19 protein-coding genes are annotated in these 22,515 nt (G+C 75.2%); 7 read left to right on the top strand and 12 right to left on the bottom strand.

The genetic code is table 11. The features are described from left to right. Positions 1-93: 93 nt before the first annotated feature. From E4A51_RS16580 to E4A51_RS16565, 4 genes are all read right to left on the bottom strand, one after another. Complete coding sequence (locus tag E4A51_RS16580) at positions 94-981, bottom strand: aminoglycoside phosphotransferase family protein (RefSeq protein ID WP_134852404.1); 888 nt, start codon at positions 979-981, stop codon at positions 94-96. A gap of 88 nt (positions 982-1,069) precedes the next feature. Next, positions 1,070-1,768, bottom strand: a complete 699-nt coding sequence (locus E4A51_RS16575) for a CoA pyrophosphatase (protein ID WP_134852403.1) — start codon at positions 1,766-1,768, stop codon at positions 1,070-1,072. Beyond that, on the bottom strand, positions 1,765-2,466 hold the full coding sequence (locus E4A51_RS16570; RefSeq protein WP_134852402.1) for a type 1 glutamine amidotransferase: 702 nt from the start codon (positions 2,464-2,466) through the stop codon (positions 1,765-1,767). Before E4A51_RS16570 ends, E4A51_RS16575 begins: the two co-directional genes overlap by 4 nt. 5 nt (positions 2,467-2,471) lie before the next feature. After that, on the bottom strand, positions 2,472-3,926 hold the full coding sequence (locus E4A51_RS16565) for a GuaB1 family IMP dehydrogenase-related protein (RefSeq protein ID WP_070318905.1): 1,455 nt from the start codon (positions 3,924-3,926) through the stop codon (positions 2,472-2,474). A 116-nt stretch (positions 3,927-4,042) separates the two neighbouring features. Between E4A51_RS16565 and E4A51_RS16560 the strand changes: the two genes are divergently transcribed. The 4 genes from E4A51_RS16560 to pflA all read left to right on the top strand — a co-directional run bounded on the left by E4A51_RS16560 (position 4,043) and on the right by pflA (position 9,998). Then, entirely contained in the window at positions 4,043-4,651 is a 609-nt protein-coding gene (locus tag E4A51_RS16560) for a DUF4126 domain-containing protein (RefSeq protein ID WP_134852401.1), read from the top strand. 60 nt (positions 4,652-4,711) lie between these two features. Beyond that, entirely contained in the window at positions 4,712-6,589 is a 1,878-nt protein-coding gene (gene dxs, locus E4A51_RS16555; RefSeq protein WP_134852400.1) for a 1-deoxy-D-xylulose-5-phosphate synthase, read from the top strand. 163 nt (positions 6,590-6,752) lie between these two features. Beyond that, positions 6,753-9,023 carry a formate C-acetyltransferase gene (gene pflB / locus E4A51_RS16550; RefSeq protein ID WP_070318903.1) on the top strand — a complete coding sequence of 757 codons (2,271 nt, stop codon included), beginning with the start codon at positions 6,753-6,755 and terminating at the stop codon, positions 9,021-9,023. A 93-nt stretch (positions 9,024-9,116) separates the two neighbouring features. Then, positions 9,117-9,998, top strand: coding sequence for a pyruvate formate-lyase-activating protein (pflA, locus tag E4A51_RS16545; RefSeq protein WP_082131681.1), 882 nt, complete (start codon positions 9,117-9,119; stop codon positions 9,996-9,998). A gap of 216 nt (positions 9,999-10,214) precedes the next feature. Here the strand turns inward: pflA and E4A51_RS16540 are convergent, their stop codons facing one another. The 6 genes from E4A51_RS16540 to E4A51_RS16515 all read right to left on the bottom strand — a co-directional run bounded on the left by E4A51_RS16540 (position 10,215) and on the right by E4A51_RS16515 (position 17,538). Further along, complete coding sequence (locus tag E4A51_RS16540) at positions 10,215-11,132, bottom strand: type IV toxin-antitoxin system AbiEi family antitoxin (RefSeq protein WP_134852399.1); 918 nt, start codon at positions 11,130-11,132, stop codon at positions 10,215-10,217. A 341-nt stretch (positions 11,133-11,473) separates the two neighbouring features. Continuing rightward, the gene (locus tag E4A51_RS16535; RefSeq protein ID WP_134852398.1) at positions 11,474-13,594 is read right to left on the bottom strand and encodes a 3-hydroxyacyl-CoA dehydrogenase NAD-binding domain-containing protein; all 2,121 of its coding nucleotides are present in this window, start codon (positions 13,592-13,594) and stop codon (positions 11,474-11,476) included. Continuing rightward, positions 13,591-14,829, bottom strand: coding sequence for a thiolase family protein (locus E4A51_RS16530; protein ID WP_134852397.1), 1,239 nt, complete (start codon positions 14,827-14,829; stop codon positions 13,591-13,593). The genes E4A51_RS16535 and E4A51_RS16530 overlap by 4 nt, the downstream gene beginning before the upstream one ends. A 196-nt stretch (positions 14,830-15,025) precedes the next feature. Beyond that, positions 15,026-16,273: an HRDC domain-containing protein gene (locus E4A51_RS16525; protein ID WP_087509869.1), complete on the bottom strand. Its 1,248-nt coding sequence runs from the start codon at positions 16,271-16,273 to the stop codon at positions 15,026-15,028. A gap of 91 nt (positions 16,274-16,364) precedes the next feature. Further along, the gene (locus tag E4A51_RS19005) at positions 16,365-16,910 is read right to left on the bottom strand and encodes a LuxR C-terminal-related transcriptional regulator (protein ID WP_240465497.1); all 546 of its coding nucleotides are present in this window, start codon (positions 16,908-16,910) and stop codon (positions 16,365-16,367) included. Positions 16,911-16,956: 46 nt separating this feature from the next. Continuing rightward, complete coding sequence (locus tag E4A51_RS16515; protein WP_046528279.1) at positions 16,957-17,538, bottom strand: DUF3000 domain-containing protein; 582 nt, start codon at positions 17,536-17,538, stop codon at positions 16,957-16,959. 170 nt (positions 17,539-17,708) lie between these two features. On the opposite strand from E4A51_RS16515, the gene gndA reads away from it, so the two are divergent. The 3 genes from gndA to E4A51_RS16500 are packed head-to-tail and all read left to right on the top strand — an operon-like array spanning position 17,709 to position 21,162. Further along, positions 17,709-19,163 (top strand): NADP-dependent phosphogluconate dehydrogenase, encoded by a 1,455-nt coding sequence (gene gndA, locus E4A51_RS16510; RefSeq protein WP_046528280.1) that lies wholly within the window; start codon positions 17,709-17,711, stop codon positions 19,161-19,163. After that, positions 19,160-20,416, top strand: a complete 1,257-nt coding sequence (locus E4A51_RS16505) for a carboxylate--amine ligase (protein ID WP_070320519.1) — start codon at positions 19,160-19,162, stop codon at positions 20,414-20,416. Before gndA ends, E4A51_RS16505 begins: the two co-directional genes overlap by 4 nt. Further along, positions 20,413-21,162: an aspartate/glutamate racemase family protein gene (locus tag E4A51_RS16500; RefSeq protein ID WP_070320520.1), complete on the top strand. Its 750-nt coding sequence runs from the start codon at positions 20,413-20,415 to the stop codon at positions 21,160-21,162. The genes E4A51_RS16505 and E4A51_RS16500 overlap by 4 nt, the downstream gene beginning before the upstream one ends. 64 nt (positions 21,163-21,226) lie before the next feature. Here E4A51_RS16500 and E4A51_RS16495 read toward each other — a convergent pair whose 3' ends face one another. Both E4A51_RS16495 and E4A51_RS16490 read right to left on the bottom strand, forming a co-directional pair. Continuing rightward, positions 21,227-21,712 (bottom strand): hypothetical protein, encoded by a 486-nt coding sequence (locus E4A51_RS16495; protein ID WP_134852396.1) that lies wholly within the window; start codon positions 21,710-21,712, stop codon positions 21,227-21,229. Continuing rightward, positions 21,709-22,512 (bottom strand): dihydrofolate reductase family protein, encoded by an 804-nt coding sequence (locus E4A51_RS16490; protein WP_070320522.1) that lies wholly within the window; start codon positions 22,510-22,512, stop codon positions 21,709-21,711. The genes E4A51_RS16495 and E4A51_RS16490 overlap by 4 nt, the downstream gene beginning before the upstream one ends. Between the last annotated feature and the right edge of the window lie 3 nt (positions 22,513-22,515).

The raw sequence follows: 22,515 nt of genomic DNA, 5'->3' as shown, positions 1-22,515 counted from the left end.
ACGCACACCGACGGCCCGCCGGCTCCGCGAGGAGCCGGCGGGCCGTCGCCGTGCGGTGGTCGTGCGTCCCGACGCGCCGCGCCGGCGTGCCGCTCAGCCCGCGGCGACCTGCGCGGCCGTGTGCCGGCCCACCTCGGCCAGCACGGGGTACTCGTCCGGGTGCGCCAGCAGCACCGCGACGTACGACGCCGCCCACGCCCGCGCCCGGGCCCAGGTCGCGGCGTCCCAGCCGCGCAGGTCCTGCGTCCGCGCGACGAACGCCGCGCGTCCCGCCGCGTCGAACGTCATCCAGGCCGTCGCGAGGTCGCTCGCCGGGTCGCCCGCACCCAGGTCGCCGAAGTCGATGAGCCCCGTGAGGTGCGCGCCGTCGGCCACGAGGTTGCCGGGGTGCGGGTCGCCGTGCACCCACACGGCCGGGCGGTCCCACGCCGGGGCGGCGACGCCCGCGTCGAGCGCGGCACGCAGCGCGGGGACGTGCGGCAGGTCGTCGGTCGTGCGCGCACGCATCGTCTCGACGCGGTCGGCGAGCGGCACGCCCCGGTACGGGTTGCGCGGCGCGTCCGCGGGCGCGGGCACGTGGAGCGCCGCGAGCGCGTCGGCGAGCTCGGTCGCCCACGCGGCGCGGGGCACGACGGGCAGCGCGGCGACCTGCGTCCCCGTCAGCCACGGCACGACGCTCCACGACCACGGGAACCCGCGGCCCGGGCGGCCCGTGCGCACCGGGGCGGGCACGGGCACGGGCAGCTGCGGCGCGAGGACGGCCAGCCAGCGCTGCTCGCGCTCGACCAGCGTCGAGGACAGGTCCCGCACCGGGAACCGGAGCGCGAGCGCGTCGCCCAGGCGCCAGGTCACGTTGTCCCAGCCGAACACGCGCCCGTGCAGCGGGAGGTCCGCGAGGTCGGGGTGCTGGTCGACCAGCAGCGCGCGGGCCAGGTCGGCCGTCACGTCGACCTGGATCTTGGGGTGGGGGGCGGCGGTCACGCGGCGACGGTACGAGACCGCGCCGGCCACCGTCGAACCGTCTGCGCCGGCGCGGGGTGCCCCGCGCGCGTCCGCCGGCCCCGGACCGTCACGGCGTGACCGTGCGCGAGACGTCCCACGGCACCGACCAGCCCGCGGCGTCGAGCACACCGGCCAGCACGAGCGCGGTGAAGCCCCACACCACGACCCCGCCGTCGAGCTCGAACGCCGGCGTGCGGACGCGACCGCGGGCGACGGGGTGCACGACGACCCCGCGGCGGGCGGGGTCGACGAGGTCGGCGACGGGCGCCCGGAACACGTCGACGGCCTCGCGGTGGTCCACCGCGGCGACGCGCGACGGCGTCCGCCACCACGCGAGCACGGGCGTGACGAGGTTGTCGCTCACGGGCAGCGGCACGTCCGCGAGCGTGCCGAGCACGTCGACGCCCGACGGCTCGAGACCGGTCTCCTCGACGGCCTCGCGCAGCGCCGCCCCGACGGGGCCGTCATCGCCCGGGTCGATGCCGCCCCCGGGGAACGCGACCTGGCCGGGGTGGTGCGACATCGTGGCCGAGCGGCGCTGCAGCAGCACGTCGAGGTCGGCCGGCACGCGCGGCGCGCCGGGGGAGCGGGCGGGCACGGCGTCGAGCGCGCCGAACAGCACGAGCACGGCCGAGCGGCGCGTCGTCGTGCCGTCCGGCGCGAGCCGCGACGGTGCGCTCGGCCAGGTGACGCCCTCGCGCGCGACGCGCTCGAGGTCGGCGCGCGCATCCCGCGGGGGCCGTGCCCGCGCGGCGCCGGACGTCACGCGCGCGCCCGGACCTGCGCGGCGAACGCCGCGAACGCCGCGGCGGCGGCGGGCACGAGGCCCGGCAGGACCCGCGCGCCGTCGGCGCGGATCCGCTCGGCCTCGCCGTCCTCGAGGTCGGCCGCCATCTCGGGCGTCGCGAGCCACAGGTCGAGCATCGCGGCGTCGAGCTCGGGGTGGAACTGCAGCCCCAGCGCGCTGCCCGCGCGGAACGCCTGCACGGGCGTCGCGTCGGTCTCGGCCAGCAGCGTCGCGCCCGGCGGCAGGTCGACCGCGTCGCCGTGCCAGTGCAGCACCGTCGGCGTCGCACCCGCCGCGCCGAGCCCGCGCAGCACCGGGTCGTCGGCGACGACCCGCACGGGTGCGAAGCCGACCTCGCGCGCGCTGCGCCGGTGCAGGCGGGAGCCGAGCGCGAGCGCGAGCAGCTGGTGCCCCAGGCACACGCCGAGCACGGGCACGTCGGCGTCGACCGCGGCCGCGAGCAGCGTGCGCTCCGCGCCGAGCCCGGGGTGCCCGGCCACGTCGTCGGCGTCCATCGGGCCGCCCATCACCACGAGCCCCGCGAGCTCGTCGGGCCGCGGCAGCCGCGGGTCGGGCTCGTCGAGGACCGTGCGGACGCGGTACGGCACGTCGAGCGCGCGCGCGACCGCGCCCGGCCCCTCGTGCGGGGCGTGCGTGAGCACGAGGACCGGGCGCACGCCGGTCACCAGCCGTCGGGCAGCGGGCGGCCCTCGGCGTAGCCGGCCTCGGACTGGATGCCGACGACCGCGCGCTCGTGCAGCTCCTCGAGCGTCGTCGCGCCGACGTACGTCGCGGCCGACCGCACGCCCGAAGTGATGTGGTCGAGCAGGTCCTCGACGCCGGGGCGGCGCGGGTCGAGGTACATGCGCGAGTGCGAGATGCCCTCCTCGTACAGCGCCTTGCGGGCCCGGTCGAACGCCGACCCGCCCTGCGTGCGCGCCGCGACGGCCCGCGCGGAGGCCATGCCGAAGCTTTCCTTGTACAGCCGGCCGTCGCCGTCGGTGTGCATGTCGCCGGGCGACTCGTGCGTGCCCGCGAACCACGACCCGACCATGACCTGCGACGCCCCGGCCGCGAGCGCGAGCGCGACGTCGCGCGGGTGCCGCACGCCGCCGTCGGCCCACACGTGCTTGCCGAGGCGCCGCGCCTCGGCCGCGCACTCGAGCACGGCCGAGAACTGCGGACGGCCGACGGCGGTCATCATGCGCGTCGTGCACATGGCGCCCGGGCCCACGCCGACCTTGACGATGTCCGCGCCCGCGGCCACGAGGTCGCGCACGCCCTCGGCGGTCACGACGTTGCCCGCGACGACCGGCACCTGCGGGTCGAGCGACCGGACCGCGGCGAGCGCGTCGAGCATCTTGCGCTGGTGCCCGTGCGCGGTGTCGACGACGAGCACGTCGACGCCCGCGTCGAGCAGCTCGGCGGCCTTGGCGCGCACGTCGCCGTTGATGCCGACCGCGGCCGCGATGCGCAGGCGGCCCTGCGCGTCGAGCGCCGGGGTGTAGATCGACGAGCGCAGCGCGCCGACGCGCGTGAGCACGCCGACCAGCCGCCCGTCGTCGACGACGGGCGAGAACCGGCGGCGCTCGCGGTGCAGCTGCTCGAACGCGTCCCGCAGGCCCTGCGTGCCGCCCTGCTCGACGACCGCGAGGTCCACGGTGGTGGGGTGGGGCGTCATCACCTGGTCGACCTGCGTGAACATGTCGACGCCGCCGCAGTCCGCGGCCGTCACGACGCCCACCGGGCGGCCGTCGTCGACGACGACCGCGGCGCCGTGCGCGCGCTTGGCGATGAGGGTCAGCGCGGTGTGCACGGTGTCGTCGGGCGCGACGACCGTCGCGGTCTCGACGACCGGGTGCCGCTGCTTCACCGAGGCGACGACCTTGCGCACCACCTCGGTCGGCGTGTCCTGCGGCAGCACCGCGATGCCGCCGCGGCGCGCGACCGTCTCGGCCATGCGGCGGCCCGCGACGGCGGTCATGTTGGCGACCACGATCGGGATCGTCGTGCCGGTGCCGTCGGACGACGCGAGGTCGACGTCGAAGCGGGACGTGACCTCCGAGCGGGACGGGACGAGGAAGACGTCGCCGTAGGTGAGGTCGGACGCGGCCGTGTGGCCGGGCAGGAAGCGCATGGGTGATCCCCTTTCCGAGGCATCCTACCGGCCGTGCCGCCGCGGCCCCGGGGCGGCCCGCGCGGCGCCGGGCGCCCGCGAGGGCGCCTCCGGGGCCCGCCGGTAGGCTCGCGCGCATGCTCGTCGCGCTCACCGGGGTCGGCCTGTCGGCCGCCGCCGGTCTCAACGCGTCCATCCCGTTCCTGGTCGTCGCGCTCCTGGCACGGTTCACCGACCTGGTCGTGCTGCCGGCCGGTCTGACGTGGATGGAGAGCGGCTGGGCGATCGGCGTCGGGGCCGTGCTTCTGCTCACCGACGTCGTGCTCGACAAGGTGCCGGTCGTCGACACCGTGAACGACGCCGTGCAGACCGTGATCCGGCCCGCGTCGGGCGCCGTGGTGTTCGCCGCGACGTCGGCCGCGCAGGACCTCGAGGGCTCGGCGTGGGTGCGCGACAACCCGTGGGTGCCGGTCGTCGCGGGCGTCCTGGTCGCGCTCGTCGTCCACGCGACCAAGGCGACCGTGCGCCCCGTCGTGAACGCGACCACCGGCGGCCTGGGCGCGCCCGTCGTGTCGACGGTCGAGGACGGTGCCGCGATCGGGCTGAGCCTGGTCGCGGTGCTGCTGCCGGTGCTCGTGCTCGTCGCGCTCGCGGCGGGCGTCGCCCTGGTCGTCGTGCTGCTGCGGCGTCGCCGCGCCCGGCGGCGCGGGGGAGCGGCGCAGGACGAACCGGTCGCCGGGTCCTAGAGTGGGACGTCCGGCACCCGCCGGGTGACGCCCGGCGACGGGCAGGACGAGGAGGACCACGTGGGGATGCTCGAGCGCATCTCGTCGCCGCAGGACCTGCGTCGGCTCTCGACGCACGAGGTGGACGAGCTCGCCGCCGAGATCCGGGCCTTCCTGGTCGACCAGGTCTCCCGGACCGGTGGGCACCTCGGCCCGAACCTCGGCGTGGTCGAGCTGTCGATCGCGCTGCACCGCGTGTTCGACTCGCCGCGCGACGCGATCGTGTTCGACACCGGTCACCAGGCGTACGTGCACAAGCTCCTGACGGGGCGGCAGGACTTCTCGTCGCTGCGGCGCCGCGACGGCCTCTCGGGGTACCCGAGCCGCGCCGAGTCCCCGCACGACGTGGTGGAGAACTCGCACGCGTCGACCGCGCTGTCGTGGGCCGACGGCATCGCCAAGGCGCGCCAGGTGCGCGGCGAGACCGACCGGCACACGGTCGCCGTCATCGGCGACGGCGCGCTCACGGGCGGCATGGCGTGGGAGGCGCTCAACAACATCGCGGCCGACCCGGACCGTCGCGTGGTTGTCGTGGTCAACGACAACGGGCGGTCCTACGCGCCGACGATCGGCGGCCTCGCGCAGCACCTCGACTCGCTGCGCACGACGCAGGGCTACGAGTCGGTGCTGTCGTGGGGCAAGACGACGCTGCGCCGCTCGGGCCCGCCCGGGCGCCTCGCGTACGAGGCGCTGCACGGCCTGAAGAAGGGCATCAAGGACGTCGTCGCGCCGCAGGGCATGTTCGAGGACCTGGGCCTGAAGTACGTGGGCCCGGTCGACGGCCACGACGAGCAGGCGGTCGAGCGGGCGCTGCGCAGCGCGCGCGCGTTCGGCGGGCCCGTGATCGTGCACGTCATCACCGAGAAGGGCCGCGGGTACACGCCGGCCGAGCAGGACGTGGCCGACCGGTTCCACGCGGTCGGGCGCATCCACCCCGAGACGGGGCTGCCGCTCGCGCCGTCGCGCTTCGGCTGGACCAGCGTGTTCGCCGACGAGATCGTGCGGATCGGCCGGCGTCGGCCCGACGTCGTGGCCATCACCGCGGCGATGCTGCAGCCCGTGGGGCTCGCACCGTTCGCGGCCGAGTTCCCCGAGCGCGTGTTCGACGTCGGGATCGCCGAGCAGCACGCCGCGACGTCGGCGGCCGGCATGGCGTTCGGCGGCCTGCACCCGGTCGTCGCCGTGTACGCGACGTTCCTCAACCGCGCGTTCGACCAGGTGCTCATGGACGTCGCGCTGCACCGCGCGGGCGTCACGTTCGTGCTCGACCGCGCCGGCATCACCGGCGACGACGGTGCGAGCCACAACGGCATGTGGGACCTCGCGATGCTCTCGATCGTCCCGGGTCTGCGCCTCGCCGCGCCGCGCGACGAGGCGACGCTGCGCACGGCGCTGCGCGAGGCGGTCGACGTCGACGACGCTCCGACGGTCGTGCGGTACCCGAAGGGTGCGATGGGCGACCCGATCCCGGCGCTCGAGGACGTCGACGGCGTCGACGTGCTGGCCCGGCACGACGGCGGCGCGTCGCGCGTGCTGGTCGTGGGGGTCGGGGCCATGGTGCCGACCGCGCTCGCGGTGGGCGAGCTGCTCGCCGGGCACGGCGCCACGGTCACCGTGGTCGACCCGCGCTGGGCGCTGCCCGTGCCGTCGGCGCTGGTCAAGCTCGTCGACGAGCACGACCACGTCGTGACGGTCGAGGACGGCCTCGTGGACGGCGGGATCGGCGCCCTGCTGGGGCAGCGGGCGCGCGAGGCCGGCGTCGGGACGCCCGTGCAGTCGTTCGGCGTGCCCGCGCGGTTCCTCGACCACGCGACGCGCGACGAGATCGTGGCGGAGCTGCGGCTGGGCCCGCACGACGTCGCGGCGGAGGTGCTGACGGCGCTGCGCGCCCGCGACTGAGGGGCCCGGCGGCGCGCCTCGTGGCGGGTCGGCGGCCCGTCGGTAGGTTTCCCTGTGGCCGGGGTCACGGGTGCTCCTGACCGTGCGAGGACCGAGGTCCCAAGACATCCCATCATTTGCTCAATAGCGTCGTGACATCGGCCCCGACACAGGGAGTAGTCAGATGTCCATCACCGCTGTACCCAGCGACCGCAGCGACACCGCCGTACCCGCGGCCTGGGAGGGCTTCACCACCGGGCCGTGGACGGACCACGTCGACGTCCGCGACTTCATCCAGCGGAACTACACGCCGTACACCGGCGACGCGAGCTTCCTCGCCGGCCCCACCGCCCGCACCACGGGCATCTGGGACAAGCTCTCGGCGATGTTCCCGCAGGAGCGCGAGAAGGGCGTCTACGACGTCGACGCGACGACGCCGTCGACCATCACCGCCCACGCGCCCGGCTACATCGACGAGGGCAACGAGGTCATCGTCGGCCTGCAGACCGACGCGCCGCTCAAGCGCGCGATCATGCCCAACGGCGGCTGGCGCATGGTCCAGACGTCGCTGGAGACCTACGGCTACGAGGCGCCGCAGGAGATCATCGACATCTTCACCAAGTACCGCAAGACGCACAACGACGGCGTCTTCGACGTGTACCCCCCGAACGTGCGCGCCGCGCGCTCGTCGCACATCATCACGGGCCTGCCCGACGCGTACGGCCGCGGCCGCATCATCGGCGACTACCGCCGCGTCGCGCTCTACGGCGTCGACCAGCTCATCGCCGCGAAGAAGCTCGAGAAGGCCTCGCTCGACATGGAGCGCTCGGTCGAGGACGTCATCCGCGACCGCGAGGAGCTCGCGGAGCAGATCCGCGCGCTCGGCGAGCTCAAGCAGATGGCGGCGTCCTACGGCTACGACATCTCGCAGCCCGCGACCAACGCGCGCGAGGCCGTGCAGTGGCTGTACTTCGCGTACCTCGCCGCCGTGAAGGAGCAGAACGGCGCGGCCATGTCGCTCGGCCGCACGTCGACGTTCCTCGACGTGTTCCTGCAGCGCGACCTCGAGTCGGGTGCGCTGACGGAGGAGCAGGCGCAGGAGATCATCGACGACTTCGTCATCAAGCTGCGCATCGTGCGGTTCCTGCGCACGCCCGAGTACGACAGCCTGTTCTCGGGCGACCCGACCTGGGTGACCGAGTCCATCGGCGGCATCGGCGAGGACGGGCGCCCGCTCGTCACCAAGACGTCGTTCCGGTACCTGCAGACGCTGTACAACCTGGGCCCGGCGCCCGAGCCGAACATGACCGTGTTCTGGAGCGAGCGGCTGCCCGAGGGCTTCAAGCGGTACTGCGCGCAGGTGTCCATCGACACGTCGGCCGTGCAGTACGAGTCCGACGAGCTCATCCGCGCCTCGTGGGGCGACGACGCGGCCATCGCGTGCTGCGTGTCCCCGATGCGGGTCGGCAAGCAGATGCAGTTCTTCGGTGCGCGGGTCAACCTCGCCAAGGCGCTGCTCTACGCGATCAACGGCGGCCGTGACGAGATCTCCGGCAAGCAGGTCGCGCCGGTGTCCGCGCCCGTCGAGGGCGAGGTGCTCGACTACGACGACGTCATGGCCAAGTTCGACAAGACCATGGACTGGCTCGCCGAGACCTACGTCGACGCGCTGAACTGCGTGCACTACATGCACGACAAGTACGCGTACGAGCGCATCGAGATGGCGCTGCACGACCGCACCATCCTGCGGACCATGGCCTGCGGCATCGCCGGCCTGTCGGTCGTCGCGGACGCGCTGTCGGCGATCAAGCACGCGAAGGTCACGCCGCTGCGCACGGCCGACGGCCTGATCACCGAGTACGCGATCGACGGCGACTTCCCGACGTACGGCAACGACGACGACCGCGCCGACGACATCGCGGTGTGGATCGTGCGGCGCTTCATGGAGAAGATCCGCGCCGTCCCGACGTACCGCAACGCGCTGCACACGCAGTCGGTGCTGACGATCACGTCGAACGTCGTCTACGGCAAGGCCACCGGGTCGACGCCCGACGGCCGCAAGGCCGGCGAGCCGTTCGCCCCGGGCGCCAACCCGATGAACGGGCGCGACACGCACGGCATGCTCGCCTCGGCGCTCTCGGTCGGCAAGCTGCCGTACTCCGAGGCGCAGGACGGCATCTCGCTGACCTCGTCGATCGTCCCCTCGGGCCTCGGCCGCGAGAAGGACGAGCAGGTGACGAACCTGGTCGGCCTGCTGGACGCGTACATCCTGTCCTCCGGCTACCACATGAACGTCAACGTGCTGAACCGCGAGACGCTCCTGGACGCCATGGAGCACCCGGAGAACTACCCGCAGCTCACCATCCGGGTCTCCGGCTACGCCGTGAACTTCGTGCGGCTCACGCGCGAGCAGCAGCTCGACGTGCTGTCCCGCACGTTCCACGGCGCGGTCTGACCCACCGGTCCCCGGCCCGGCGCGCGCAGCGCCGGGCCGGGCGACCACCGACGTACCCTCGCAGCACCACCCGACGACAGCGTGGAGGTCACCGTGACCACGACCGTGCAGGACGGCGCACCCGTCGTGCCGCTCGGCGTCCCGCTCGTCGGCGGGTCGCACACCCGCACCCAGGGCCACGGCACCGCGGGCCTGGAGACCACCGAGGCGGAGCGCTCCGAACGGCTCGCCGCGGTCCGCGAGGGCCGGCTCGGGTCGGTCCACTCGTGGGAGCTCGTGACCGCGGTCGACGGCCCCGGCACGCGCCTGACGATCTTCCTGTCGGGCTGCCCGCTGCGGTGCCTGTACTGCCACAACCCCGACACCATGGAGATGCGCCGCGGCACCGACGTCGCGGCCGACGAGCTCCTGGCACGCATCGCGCGCTACCGCGGGGTCTTCAAGGCGACCGGCGGCGGCGTCACCATCTCGGGCGGCGAGCCGCTCATGCAGCCCGCCTTCGTGCGACGGCTGGTCCGCGGCGCGGCAGCGATGGACGTGCCGGTCGCGATCGACACGTCGGGCTTCTTCGGCGCGCACGCGACCGACGAGATGCTCGACGACGTGTCGCTCGTCCTGCTGGACGTGAAGTCCGGCGACCCCGAGACGTACAAGCGTGTCACCGGCCGCGAGCTGCAGCCCACGCTCGACTTCGGCCGCCGCCTGTCGGCCCGCGGCACCCGCATGTGGATCCGGTTCGTGCTCGTGCCGGGCCTGACCGACGCGCCCGAGAACGTCGCGGCCGTGGCGGACTACGTCGCGTCGCTCGGCGAGGCCGTCGAGCGGGTCGAGGTGCTGCCGTTCCACCAGATGGGCCGCGACAAGTGGTCCGAGCTGGGCATGCGCTACGAGCTCGACGACGTCGAGCCGCCGTCGCGCGAGGCCGCCGAGGCCGTCCGCGACGTCTTCCGCGCGCGCGGTCTGACGACGTTCTGACCCCACCCTCGCACCCACGAGAGTGCGATCCAGTCGTCGCCACCCTCGTGCTCGTGAGAGTGCGATCCAGTCGTCGCCACCCTCGTGCTCGTGAGAGTGCGATCCAGTCGCCACCCCTCATGTCCTTGAGAGTGCGATCGAGTCGTCGCCACCCCGTGACCGTGCCCAGCACAGCACGCTCGGGTCGGGCGGTGAGGGCGACGGCGGACGCGGTGGTCACCACGTCTGACGACCCAGCACGACCCCCTCGTGCCGGATGAGCTCGGCGACGGCTCTCTCGAGCGCGTTGCGGCTCCCGAGGACGTCGCCCCGGTGGACCCCGACGACGGTCCAGCCGAACCGGATCCGCAGGTCGTCCCGTCGACGTTCGTCGGCCCGTCGCTGCGCCACCGTCCGGTGATGGTGCTCGTCGCCGTCGTACTCGACGCCGACGCGGGCGTCGCGGTAGCCGAGGTCCAGGCGGTAGACCTCGCGACCGCCGTGACGGATCGAGATCTGCGCCTCAGGCCGGGGAAGACCGGCCTCGAACAGCCGGAGGCGGAGCCAGGACTCGCCGGCCGACTCGGTCTGCGGTTCGCAGAGCTCGATCAGCCGACGGGCGCGCGCGATGTTGCGTGCCCCGGGCAGCTCGCGCGCGCGGCGCACGAGTCGTGCGGGGTCGACGAGGCCCGCGTGCGCGAAGGCGTCGATCGCGGCGAGGCTGATGTACCCGGGTGCGTACCGGGCGAGGTCCAGTGCCGTGCGTTCGGCCGTCGTGGCGGGTACGCCACCGAGCACGGTGACGTCGGCCGCGGGCAACGCGCCGGTCCAGCACTGCTGCCCGGGCCGTCGGACGCGAGGCACTGCCGTCGGGACGATGCACTGCAGGCGGGGTGGCCGCAGGTGCAGCCCGGGGGCGCGCGTGTCGACACCGTGCAGCCACGCAGCGGTCTCACGGCACACGGCGGCGCCACGGGGCAGCACCGTGCTGATCGCGCGAGCCCGTGTGGCGGGGTCCTCGAGCAGGTCCCGACGGACGAGCACGCTGCGGAACAGCTGGACGTACCGCCCTGACGTGACGAGCCGGTGGCTGGCGGCCCAGGTGGAGCCGGTGGCGCGGAGGTGACGCATGTCGAGCACGGGGGCGTCCTGCATCCGCACACGGTCGCGGTCACCGGGCCGCGAGACGCACACGGGGCTCGTGGCCGTGGACGACTCTGCCGCGCACCGACTCTGAGGGCGGCTCGGGGCATCGGTGACCACGGCGCGGCGCGCTCAGGGCGACCCGGTCGCTGGATCGCACTCTCGTGAGCCGGTGAGTGGGTGAGTGGGCGTGCGGCGACGACGTGCCGCGGCGACGCGGTCAGCTGGATCGCACTCTCGCGAGAGTGGTGGGGGTGGGCGTGTGACTGGATTGCGCTCTCGCGGGAGGGGTGGGCGAGGGCGGTGCGGTGACTGGATCGCACTCTCGCGGGAGGGTGGGAGGCAAGGAGGGGTCAGGAGTGGGGGACGTTGGCGACGCCGTCGGGCAGGAGGCGGCGCCCCAGGATCCGCTCGCTGTAGCCGCGGCGGTCCAGGTACGGCGTGATGCCGCCGAGGTGGAAGCCCCAGCCGGCGCCGAGGATCATGCACAGGTCGATCTGCTGCGGCGTCGCGACGACGCCCTCGTCGAGCATGTGCCCGATCTCGACCGTGAGCGCCGTGAGGACGGCGTCGAGCACGCCGGCCTCGTCGAGCGGCGTCGCGTCGGCCGCGCCCTCGCGGGCCGCGTCGAACACCGACTGCACCGCGGGGTCCACGCGCTTGGGCAGCCCGCGGGCCGCCGCCGGACGCACCACCGGCGTGCCCTCGGCGACGAGCTTCTCGAGCCCGGGGGAGCGCGGGAACCGGTCGCCGAGGTCGTCGCGCAGCGACGTCAGCACGTGCAGGCCGACCGCGGGTCCCACGAGGTCGAACAGCTCGAACGGCGGCATCGGCAGGCCCAGCGGGTCGAGCGCACGGTCCGCCACCTCGACCGGCGTGCCGTGCTCGACCGCGTCGACGATCACGCCGAGCAGCAGCACCAGCAGCCGGTTGACGACGAACCCGGGGCGGTCCCGCACGAGCACCGCGGTCTTGCGCAGCTGCGCCGCGACCGCGAACCCGGTGGCCAGCGCCTCGGCCGACGTGTGCTCGGCCTGCACGACCTCGACGAGCGGCATCGCCGCGACCGGGTTGAAGAAGTGCAGGCCGACGACGCGCTCGGGGTGGCGCAGGTCGGCGGCCATGCGCGTCACCGACAGGGCTGACGTGTTGGTCGCGAGCACCGCGTCGGGCGCGACCACGTCCTCGAGCTCGGCGAGCACGCGCTTCTTGAGGTCGAGGACCTCGGTGACCGCCTCGATGACGAGGTCGCAGTCGGTGAACACGGCGATGTCGGTCGAGCCCGTGACCTGGGCGGTGATGCGCGCACCGGCGTCGGAGGTCATGCGCCCCGACGACACGAGCCGCTCGACCGTCGAGCGGACCGTCGCGAGCCCGTGCGCGACGCGCTCCTCGTCCAGGTCGCGCATCACGACCGGGACCCCGAGCCGCTGCGCGAGCAGCAGCGCGATCTGCGCGGCCATGAGCCCGGCACCGACGACGCCGACGCGCGTGACCGGCCGGGCGAGCGCGCGGTCCGGGGCGCCGGTCGGCCTGCGGCCGCCCTGCACGAGCCCGAACGCGTACACGCTCGCGCGCATCTCGTCGCTCATGATGAGGTCGGCCAGCGCCTCGTCCTCCGCCGCGAACGCGGTGTCCCGGTCGGCGTCGCGCGCGGCCTCGAGCAGGTCGAGCGCGCGGTAGGGGGCGGGGCGCGAGCCGTGCACCACGGCGTCCAGGTGCCGGCGCGCACCCTCGACGACCGTGCGCCAGGTCGCGGCGTCGTCGAGCGGCCGCCGCGGCACCGTCACCTCGCCGGCGAGCACGCGCGCCGCCCAGCGCACCGACTCCTCGAGGAAGTCCGCGGGGTCGAGCACGACGTCGACGAGCCCGATCTCGGCGGCCTGCTGCGCCGTGAACGGCTTGTTCGCGGCGGGCCGGGTGAGGACCACGTCGACGGCCCGCTCGATCCCGACGAGCCGCGGCACGAGGTAGGCGCCGCCCCACCCGGGGACGAGGCCCAGCCCGGTCTCGGGCAGCGCGAGCGCCCGCACGTCGGCCGACGCCGTGCGGTAGTCGCAGTTCAGCGCGACCTCGAGCCCGCCGCCGAGCGCCGCGCCGTTGACGAACGCGAACGTGGGCACCCCCAGCTCGCCCAGCAGCCGGTACGCGGCGTGGCCGCCGCGCCCGAGCGCGAGCGCGTCGTCGCGCGACGTCACGCCGGCGACCTGCGTGAGGTCGGCGCCCGCCGCGAGGTAGTACGGCTTGCCAGTGACGGCCAGTGCCGCGATCTCGCCGCGGGCCGCTCGGGCCTGCTGCGTGCGCAGCACGTCCGCGAGCTCGGCGACGCCGCGCGGCCCGAGCGTCGTGGGCTTCGTGTGGTCCAGCCCGTTGTCGAGCGTCACCAGCGCGAGCGTGCCGAGCCCGCCGGGCAGGCGGACGTCGCGGACCAGGGCGTGCGTGACGCGCTCCTCGCGCGGCGCGGTCGTGCTCATCGGGCGGCCTCCTCGCCGGTGAAGTGGGGGTTCTCCCAGACGACCGTGCCGCCCTGCCCCAGGCCGACGCACATCGTCGTGAGGCCGTAGCGGACGTCGGGGCGCTCGGCGAACTGCCGCGCGAGCTGCGTCATGAGCCGGACGCCCGACGACGCGAGCGGGTGTCCGACCGCGATCGCGCCGCCGTACGGGTTGACGCGGGGGTCGTCGTCGGCGATGCCGAACGCGTCGAGGAACGACAGCACCTGCACCGCGAACGCCTCGTTGATCTCGACGAGCCCGACGTCGTCGATCGTCAGGCCCGCGCGCTCGAGCGCGCGGCGCGTCGCGGGCACGGGCCCCAGGCCCATGACCTCGGGCTCGACGCCCGCGTACGCGAACGACACGAGCCGCATGCGCACCGGCAGGCCCAGCTCCTCGGCGACGTCCTCGGCGGCGAGCAGGCAGGACGCGGCGCCGTCGGTCAGGGGAGCCGAGGTCGCGGCGGTGACGCGCCCGCCGGGGCGGAACGGCGTGGGCAGGTCGGCGACCGCGGCGAGGGTCGTACCGGGTCGCGGCGGCTCGTCGGCGGTCGCCAGGCCCCAGCCGCGCTCGGGGTCGCGCAGCGCGACGGGCACGAGGTCGGGCTCGATGCGCCCGGACGCCAGCGCCGCGGCGTACCTCTCCTGGCTCGCGACGCCGTACGCGTCGGCGCGCTCCTTGGTCAGCTCCGGGAACCGGTCGTGCAGGTTCTCGGCCGTGACGCCCATGTTGAGCGCGTCCGGGGCGACGAGCCGCTCGGCCAGGAAGCGGGGGTTCGGCTCGGCGTCGAAGCCCATGGGGTGGTGGCCCATGTGCTCCACGCCGCCCGCGATCGTCACGTCCTGCGCGCCGACCCCGATCGCCGCGGCCGTGGTCGTCACGGCGGTCATGGCCCCGGCGCACATCCGGTCGATCGCGAACCCCGGGACCGTCGGGGGCAGGCCCGCGAGCATCGCGACCGTGCGCCCGAGCGTCAGGCCCTGGTCCCCTTGCTGCGTGGTCGCGGCGAGCGCGACGTCGTCGACGCGCGCGGGCGGGAGCTGCGGGTGGCGGCGCAGCAGCTCGCGCACGGTCCGCACGGCGAGGTCGTCGGCGCGGGTGTGCGCGTACAGCCCGTCCGTGCGGGCGCGCCCGAACGGGGTGCGGACCCCGTCGACGAAGACCACGCTGCGGCCGTGCTGCGACCGGGCGGGGGCGGGGGAGGTGCTCGGCATCTGTCCTCCTGGGGGACGGCGGTGTCCGGTGGAGCGCGCGAGGTGCGTCGTCGCACGGCCGGGACCATGGTCCCTGGACGCGCGAAGTTACTCAAGAGTAACAGCGGCGGACCAGCGCGTTCCCGCGCAGCACCGAGCATGCCGGAGCGTGCCCCCGACGGCGCGTCAGGAGGCCGCCGAGGAGGCGTCGCCGGGCTCAGGCCGTGGCGAAGGCCGCCGCGAGCCGGTCCGCGAGCAGCTCGACCTGCCACGCGCGCGCACCGCCCGCCGTCAGCGTCGCCGCCACCGCCGCGGCGTCGAGCGGGGCCGGCGGCGACCAGCACAGCCGCCGCAGCAGGTCCGGCTGCAGCAGGTTCTCGACGGGCACCGTGTGCTGCTCCGAGAGCTCGGCCACCACCGCGCGCGCCGCCGCGAGACGCGCGGCCGCCGCGGGGTCGCGGTCCGCCCAGGCGCGCGGCGGCGGCGGGCCGTCGCTCGCGGGACCGCGCGTCGCCGGCAGCTCGGCCTCGGGCAACGCGGTGGCGCGGTCGATCGCGCCCTGCCACAGCGCGGCGCGTCGACGCGTGCCCTTGCCCATGAACGCCGGCAGGGCCGTCAGCTGGCCCACCGTGCGGGGCATCGCCTGCGCCGCGGCGACGATCGCCGCGTCGGGCAGCACCCGGCCGGGGGAGATGTCCCGCTCGCGCGCGTTGCGGTCCCGCGTCGCGTACAGCTCGCGCACCACCGCGAGCCGGCGGGCGTCACGGATCGTGTGGAGGCCCGACACCCGCCGCCAGGGCTCGGCGCGCGGCGCCGGCGGGGGCGCGGTGCGCACGGCCTCGAACTCCTGACGTGCCCACTCGGCCTTGCCGGAGACGGCGAGCCGCTCGGCCAGGACCTGACGCACCTCGACGAGGACCTCGACGTCGAGCGCCGCGTAGCGCAGCCACTCGGGGGGCAGCGGACGCGTCGACCAGTCGACCGCCGAGTGCTCCTTGGCCAGGCCCAGCCCGAGCGTGTCCGCGACGACCGCCGCGAGACCGACGCGCTCCATGCCCAGCAGGCGCGCCGCGAGCTCGGTGTCGAACACGCGCGACGGTCGCATGCCCTGCTCGGCGAGCCCCGGCAGGTCCTGCGACGCCGCGTGCAGCACCCACTCGACGCCCACGAGCGCGTCGGACAGCGCCGACAGGTCCGGCAGGGCGATCGGGTCGATCAGCGCCGTGCCCGCGTCCTCGCGTCGCAGCTGCACGAGGTAGGTGCGCTGGCCGTAGCGGTAACCCGACGCGCGCTCGGCGTCGACCGCGACCGGGCCCGTCCCGGCGGCGAACGCCGCCACGGTCGCGGCCAGCGCCGCCGGCGTGTCGACGACCGGCGGCACGCCGTCGGCGGGCTCGAGCAGCGGGACCACCGGCGGCGGGGTCGGCTCGGCCTCGGGCTCCTCGTGCGACACCTCGGCCTCCATGACCTCCACCGTAGGTGACGCGGGCGGTGCGTCCGCGCAGGCCGCGCGCGCGTCGCGCGTCGTGCTCGTCACGCGAGCGGCCGCACCGGGGTCAGTCGATCAGGCCCGTGCGGATCGCGATGGCCACGAGCTCGGCGCGGTCGCCCGTGCCCAGCTTGCGGGAGATGCGCGCGAGGTGGCTCTTGACCGTGAGCGCGGACAGGCCGAGCTCCTCGCCGATGCGCCGGTTCGTGTTGCCCTCGGCCACGCGCGCCAGGACGCTGAGCTCGCGCGCGCTCAGCTCCGCGGTGGGAGCGGCGGGCACGGGCGCCGGCGTCGGCGGCGCGGGGCGGACCGGCGCCGCCGCGGGCTCGGTCGTCGACGCGACACCCCCGCGCAGCCCGCCCGTGAGCAGCGCGGAGAGCTCCCCGCGACCCGCGTGGCGCGCGAGCACGACCACGCGGTGGGCGCCGCGGCGCTGCAGCGTGCGCACGAGCGTGCCGCCCTCGCCGTCGGCGATCTGCGTGACCACGACGCACATCGGGTTGCGCGCGGGCGTCGACGGCGGCACGCGCCGCGACGTGGGCACGCCGGTGAGAGCGGTCGCGCGGCGGGCCTGCAGGTCACGGGCGTCGCGGCGGAGGGGCTCGATGGTCACGCCAGACCATCGGCAGGAAGGCCCGTCCACTTGAGGGAGAACCGCGTCAGCGGCGCGGCAGCGCGACGACCCCGTCGGGCAGCGGCGGCAGGCCCGCGGCCGTGCACAGCAGCGTCGTCCAGGCCGTCAGGTGCGGCGCGAGGTGCTCGTCCCACGCGGTCCACGACGCGCGGATCTCGAGCTCGGTCTGCTCGTCGCGGCGCTCGAGCGCGCCGAAGCTCTGGGACAGCACGCGCGTCACGGTGCCGCCCGCGGCGTGCGGCTCGACGCCCGCCGCGGTGAGCGACTCGGTGAACCACGACCACGCGACCTCGGCGAGCAGCGGGTCCGCGCCGACCTCCGGCTCGAGCGTCGCGCGCACGAGCGTCACGAGCCGGAACGAGCCCTCCCAGGCCTCCTGCCCCTCGGGGTCGTAGAGCACGACGAAGCGTCCCGACGCGAGGTCCTCGGCCGCGACGGACCGTCGCGCGGTGCGCACGTCGGCGGTCAGCGCAGCCGTGAACGGCGCGATCCGCGCGGGCCCGGGCACCTCGTCGAGCACCACCTCGGGTCGCACGGGCACGCCGCGCAGCGAGCGCAGCGCCCGGACGAACTCGGCAGGGACGTCCTCGGGTCCGGCGGGGGTCACGCGGCGAGCGTACGGGCGGGCCGCGCCGTCTCGGTCCCCGGCACGCCGGGGGAGGTGACGTCCGGGCGGTCTAGGCTCGTCGTCGCACCCGCACGTGCGCGGCGCGCGCCCGGCCGCAGCGGCCGGGGCGCCGCACGCGCCGTGCCCCCCGGCATGAAGGAGCGCACCTGATGTCTGTCCCGTCGTCGGCGGTCGGCACCGCGCAGATCGGTGTCACCGGGTTGGCCGTCATGGGCCGCAACCTGGCACGGAACTTCGCGCGGAACGGCTTCACGGTCGCGGTGCACAACCGCACGTACGCGCGCACGCAGTCGCTCGTCGCCGAGCACGGCGCCGACGGCACGTTCGTGCCCTCGGAGTCGATGGCGGACTTCGTCGCGTCGCTCGAGCGCCCGCGCAAGGTCGTCGTCATGGTGCAGGCCGGCGCGCCGACCGACGCCGTCATCGACGAGCTCGTGCCGCTGCTCGAGGAGGGCGACATCGTCGTCGACGCCGGCAACGCGCACTTCCCCGACACGGTCCGCCGCGAGGCCGCGCTGCGCGCCAAGGGCCTGCACTTCGTCGGGACGGGCGTCTCGGGCGGCGAGGAGGGTGCGCTCAACGGTCCGTCGATCATGCCCGGCGGCACCGCCGAGTCGTACGCGTCGCTCGGCCCGATCCTCGAGAAGATCTCGGCGAAGGTCGACGGCGTGCCGTGCTGCACCCACGTGGGCCCCGACGGCGCCGGCCACTTCGTCAAGATGGTGCACAACGGCATCGAGTACGCCGACATGCAGCTCATCGCCGAGGCGTACGACCTGCTGCGCAGCGGCCTGGGCGCGTCGGCGCCGGAGATCGGGGAGGTCTTCGCGGCGTGGAACACGGGCGACCTCGAGTCGTTCCTCATCGAGGTGACCGCCGAGGTCCTGGCGCACACCGACGCCGCGACGGGGCGGCCGTTCGTCGACGTCGTCGCCGACGCCGCCGAGCAGAAGGGCACCGGCCGCTGGACCGTGCAGAACGCGCTCGACCTGGGCGTGCCGATCACGGGCATCGCCGAGGCGACCTTCGCGCGTGCGCTGTCCGGCTCGGCGCCGCAGCGTGCCGCGGCGCGCGGCGTGCTCCCGGCCGACACGCTCGCGTGGAACGTCCCCGACGCCGGTGCGTTCATCGAGGACGTGCGCCTCGCGCTGTACGCGTCGAAGGTCGTCGCGTACTCGCAGGGCTTCGACCAGATCGCCGCGGCCAGCGAGCAGTTCGGGTGGGACATCGACCGCGGCGCGATGGCGCGCATCTGGCGCGGCGGCTGCATCATCCGCGCCAAGTTCCTCGACCGCATCACGCAGGCGTACGAGCGTGACGCGCACCTGCCGCTGCTGCTGGCCGACCCGTACTTCACGGCCGCCGTCGCCAACGGCGTGGCCGCGTGGCGGCGCGTCGTGTCGGCCGCGGCCGCGCACGGCGTGCCGACGCCGGCGTTCTCGTCGTCGCTCGCCTACTACGACGGCGTGCGGGCCGAGCGCCTGCCGGCGAACCTCATCCAGGCGCAGCGCGACTTCTTCGGCGCGCACACCTACCGCCGCACCGACCGCGAGGGCACGTTCCACACGGACTGGTCGGGCGACCGCTCCGAGCAGACCTGGTGAGCCGCCGCACGGGGGCCCAGGTGCCCGTCGCCCGGCTCCAGCCCGTGATCCTCGGCGGCGACGTCGGCGCGTACAGCCTCGCGCGGACGTTCCACGAGGCGTACGGCGTGCGCTCCGTCGTCGTGTCGACCGTGTCGACCGGGCTCGTGCGGCACTCGAGGATCCTCGAGAACGTCGTCGAGCCCGGCATCGACGACGGCCCGACGGTCGTGCGTCGGCTGCGCGACGTCGCGGCGCGGTTCGCCGACCGGCACCTCGTGCTGCTCGGCAGCGCCGACTGGCTGGTCCGGACGATCGTCGAGAACCGTGCCGAGCTCGAGGACCTGTACACGATCCCGTACGTGGACGTCGCGACGCTCGACCGCGTGACCGACAAGGTGCTGTTCGGCGAGCTGTGCGCCGAGCTCGGCATCGACCACCCCGCGACGGTCGTGCACGACGTGCAGGGCGGCGGCACGCCCGACACGTCGGGCCTGCGGTTCCCGGTGATCGCGAAGGCCGCGGACACCGCCGCCTACCACCTGGTCGAGTTCCCGGGGAAGAAGAAGGTCTTCACGGTCGACACGCCGGCCGAGCTCGCGGAGCTGCTGGGACGCGTGCAGGCCTCGGGGTACCGGGGCAGCTTCGTCGTGCAGGACCTCATCCCGGGCGACGACTCGGGCATGCGGATCCTCACGTGCTACTCGGACGCGAGCGGGAAGGTGCGGTTCTCCGCGTTCGGGCACGTGCTGCTCGAGGAGCACACGCCCGGTGCGCTGGGCAACCCCGCCGGCATCATCACCGGTCACGACGAGCAGATCGTCGCGCAGGCCACGCGGCTCCTGGAGCACCTGGGCTGGACCGGGTACGCGAACTTCGACCTCAAGCACGACCCGCGCGACGGTCGCACCGTGTTCTTCGAGCTCAACCCGCGCCTCGGGCGGTCGAACTTCTACATCACCGCCGGCGGGCGCAACACCGCCGAGCTGTACGTGCGCGAGCACGTGCAGGGGCTCGACCCGCTGCCCGACGGCGCCGCCGACCACCTCACCGAGCCGCACCTGTACACGGTGCTGCCGCGGTGGCTGCTGCGCCGGTACGTGGCCGACCCGGCGCTGCGCGCCCGCACGCGTGCGCTCGGCCGGGCCCGGCGGGTGACGAACCCGCTGTGGTACCGCGCCGAGACCGACCCCCGGCGCCTCGCGTACCTTGCGGTCGCGCAGGCCAACCAGGTGCGCAAGTACCGCCGGTACTACCCGACGGGCGACGCGTGAGCCCGGCCCCGCACGACCCGGCGGCCCCCGCGGGGGCCGCCGGACGGGTCGAGGTCGGCGTCATCGGCGGCGTCGGCCCCGCGGCGACCGTGTGCTTCCTCGACCTGGTCGTGCGGCACACTTCGGCCGACCGCGACCAGGACCACGTCGACCTCGTCGTGCTGCAGCACGCCTCGATCCCGGACCGCACCGCGTACATCCTCGGGCGGTCCGACGAGGACCCCGGCCCGGTGATGGCGGCCGACGCGCGCCGCCTGGAGCGGCTGGGCGTCGGCTTCGTCGTCGTCCCGTGCAACACCGCGCACCACTTCACGGACGAGGTCGCGGCCGCCGTGGACGTGCCCGTGCTGAGCATCGTCGACGAGACGGCCGACGAGGTCGCCGCCCGCCCGGGCACCGCGCGCGTCGGGGTGCTCGCCACGAGCGGCACGCTCGCCGCACGCGTCTACCAGCGCGCGCTCGAGGCCCGCGGGCTCGAGCCCGTCGTGCCGGACGACGCCGACCAGGACGTCGTCATGGGCATCATCTACGACCAGGTGAAGGCCGGACGGCCGGCCGACGTCGCGGCGCTGCACGCCGTGGCCGACCGGCTCGGGGCCCGCGGCGCGGACGTCGTGGTGCTCGGCTGCACCGAGCTGTCCGTGGTCGCCGCGGAGCACGACCTGCTCGCCGACGCGCGGTACGTCGACTCGCTCGACGTGCTCGCGCGCCGCACGGTCGAGCGCGCGGGCTATCCGCTGCGCTGACGCGCGCGGGCGGTCCGCCGCGCCGACCGGTGCGTCGCGCGCCCGGCCGGGCGCGCGACGCCGGTCAGCCCAGCTCGCTCGTGCCCGAGTACAGGTGCAGCACGGGCACGTGCAGCTCGTCGCGCGCGCGGGACGCCCAGTCGGTGTGGAACGTGTCCTCGACCATGTGCGGGTACGTCACGACGACGACCTCGCGCACGCCGCCGCCGGCGACCGCGCCGCGCAGCGCGGGCAGCGGGTCGTCCTCGGTGATCTCGCCGGTCGCCTCGCGGCCCGCGGCGAGGAACTCCGCGACGCTGCCCTCGACCTGCTGGGCGGCGGTCTGGCGCGCCTGCGTGCGGCTCGGCTCGTGGCCGGTCGCGCGCTCCCACGCCTCCTTGAGCTCGCCCATGCTCAGCGCGTCGATGATCCACGGCACGAGCGGACGGTCGGTGTCGGCGGGCACGAGCACGCGGTAGGCCAGGGTCTCGTCGGCGTGCAGGTCGACGATGTGCTGGACGTCGGAGGCGGCGAGCGTGTCCTCGGTGAGGACGAGGATGGTGTCGGTCACGCCCCCGAGCCTACGGCCGCGCGCAGGTCCCAGCAGGTCAGCAGCGTGCCGTCCGGCGCGTGGAGCACGTGCCGCAGGTGCGCGGGGCGCGGCGGCGCGAGCCAGGGTGCGCCGTGCACGACGCGCGGAGCGGGCCCGGCGACGAGCGTCGGCGACGTGGTCAGGCACAGCTCGTCGACGACGTCGGCCACGAGCAGGTCGCCCAGCAGGCCCGGACCGCCCTCGGCGAGCACGCGCGTCAGGCCGCGGGCCCGCAGCGCCGTGACGGCCGCGGGCAGGTCGGGGGAGTCGGGGTCGTCGTGGCCCGGCACGACGAGCGTGCGGTCGGGCCCCACGAGGTCGCGGGCGCGCGCGGCGCCGGCGGCGCCCGTGACGACGAGGGGCGGTCGCGCACCGGTCGCGAGGTCCGCGGGCACGTCGCCGCGGCGCGTCACGACCGCGAGCTCGACGACCTCCGGCAGGCCGGCCGCCGTGCGGGCCGCGCGCAGGTGGTCCGCGACCGGCAGCTCGCGGTAGCCCTCGGCGCGCACCGTCCCGGCGCCGACGAGGACGACGTCGGCCAGCGCGCGCAGCACCGCGAACACCCGCGCGTCGGCGGGCGTGCCGAGCGAGCCCGAGCGGTCGTCGCCGCCCGTCGCGGCGCCGTCGACCGACGCGACCATGTTGGCGCGCACGTGCGGCGCGTCGCGCACGAGCAGCGCGACGAGCTCCGCCTCGCCCGGCACGGGCGCGAGGGTGCGCCGGTCGGTCACGGGCACGAGCACGTCGAGCGGGACGTCGGGGGGCGTGGGCTCCGGCACGCG

It is taken from the genome of Cellulomonas sp. HD19AZ1 (assembly GCF_004535805.1).
Lineage (GTDB): Bacteria > Actinomycetota > Actinomycetes > Actinomycetales > Cellulomonadaceae > Cellulomonas > Cellulomonas iranensis.
The sequence above is the reverse complement of the archived record's forward strand: the minus strand, read 5'-3'. Positions and strand labels throughout refer to the sequence as shown.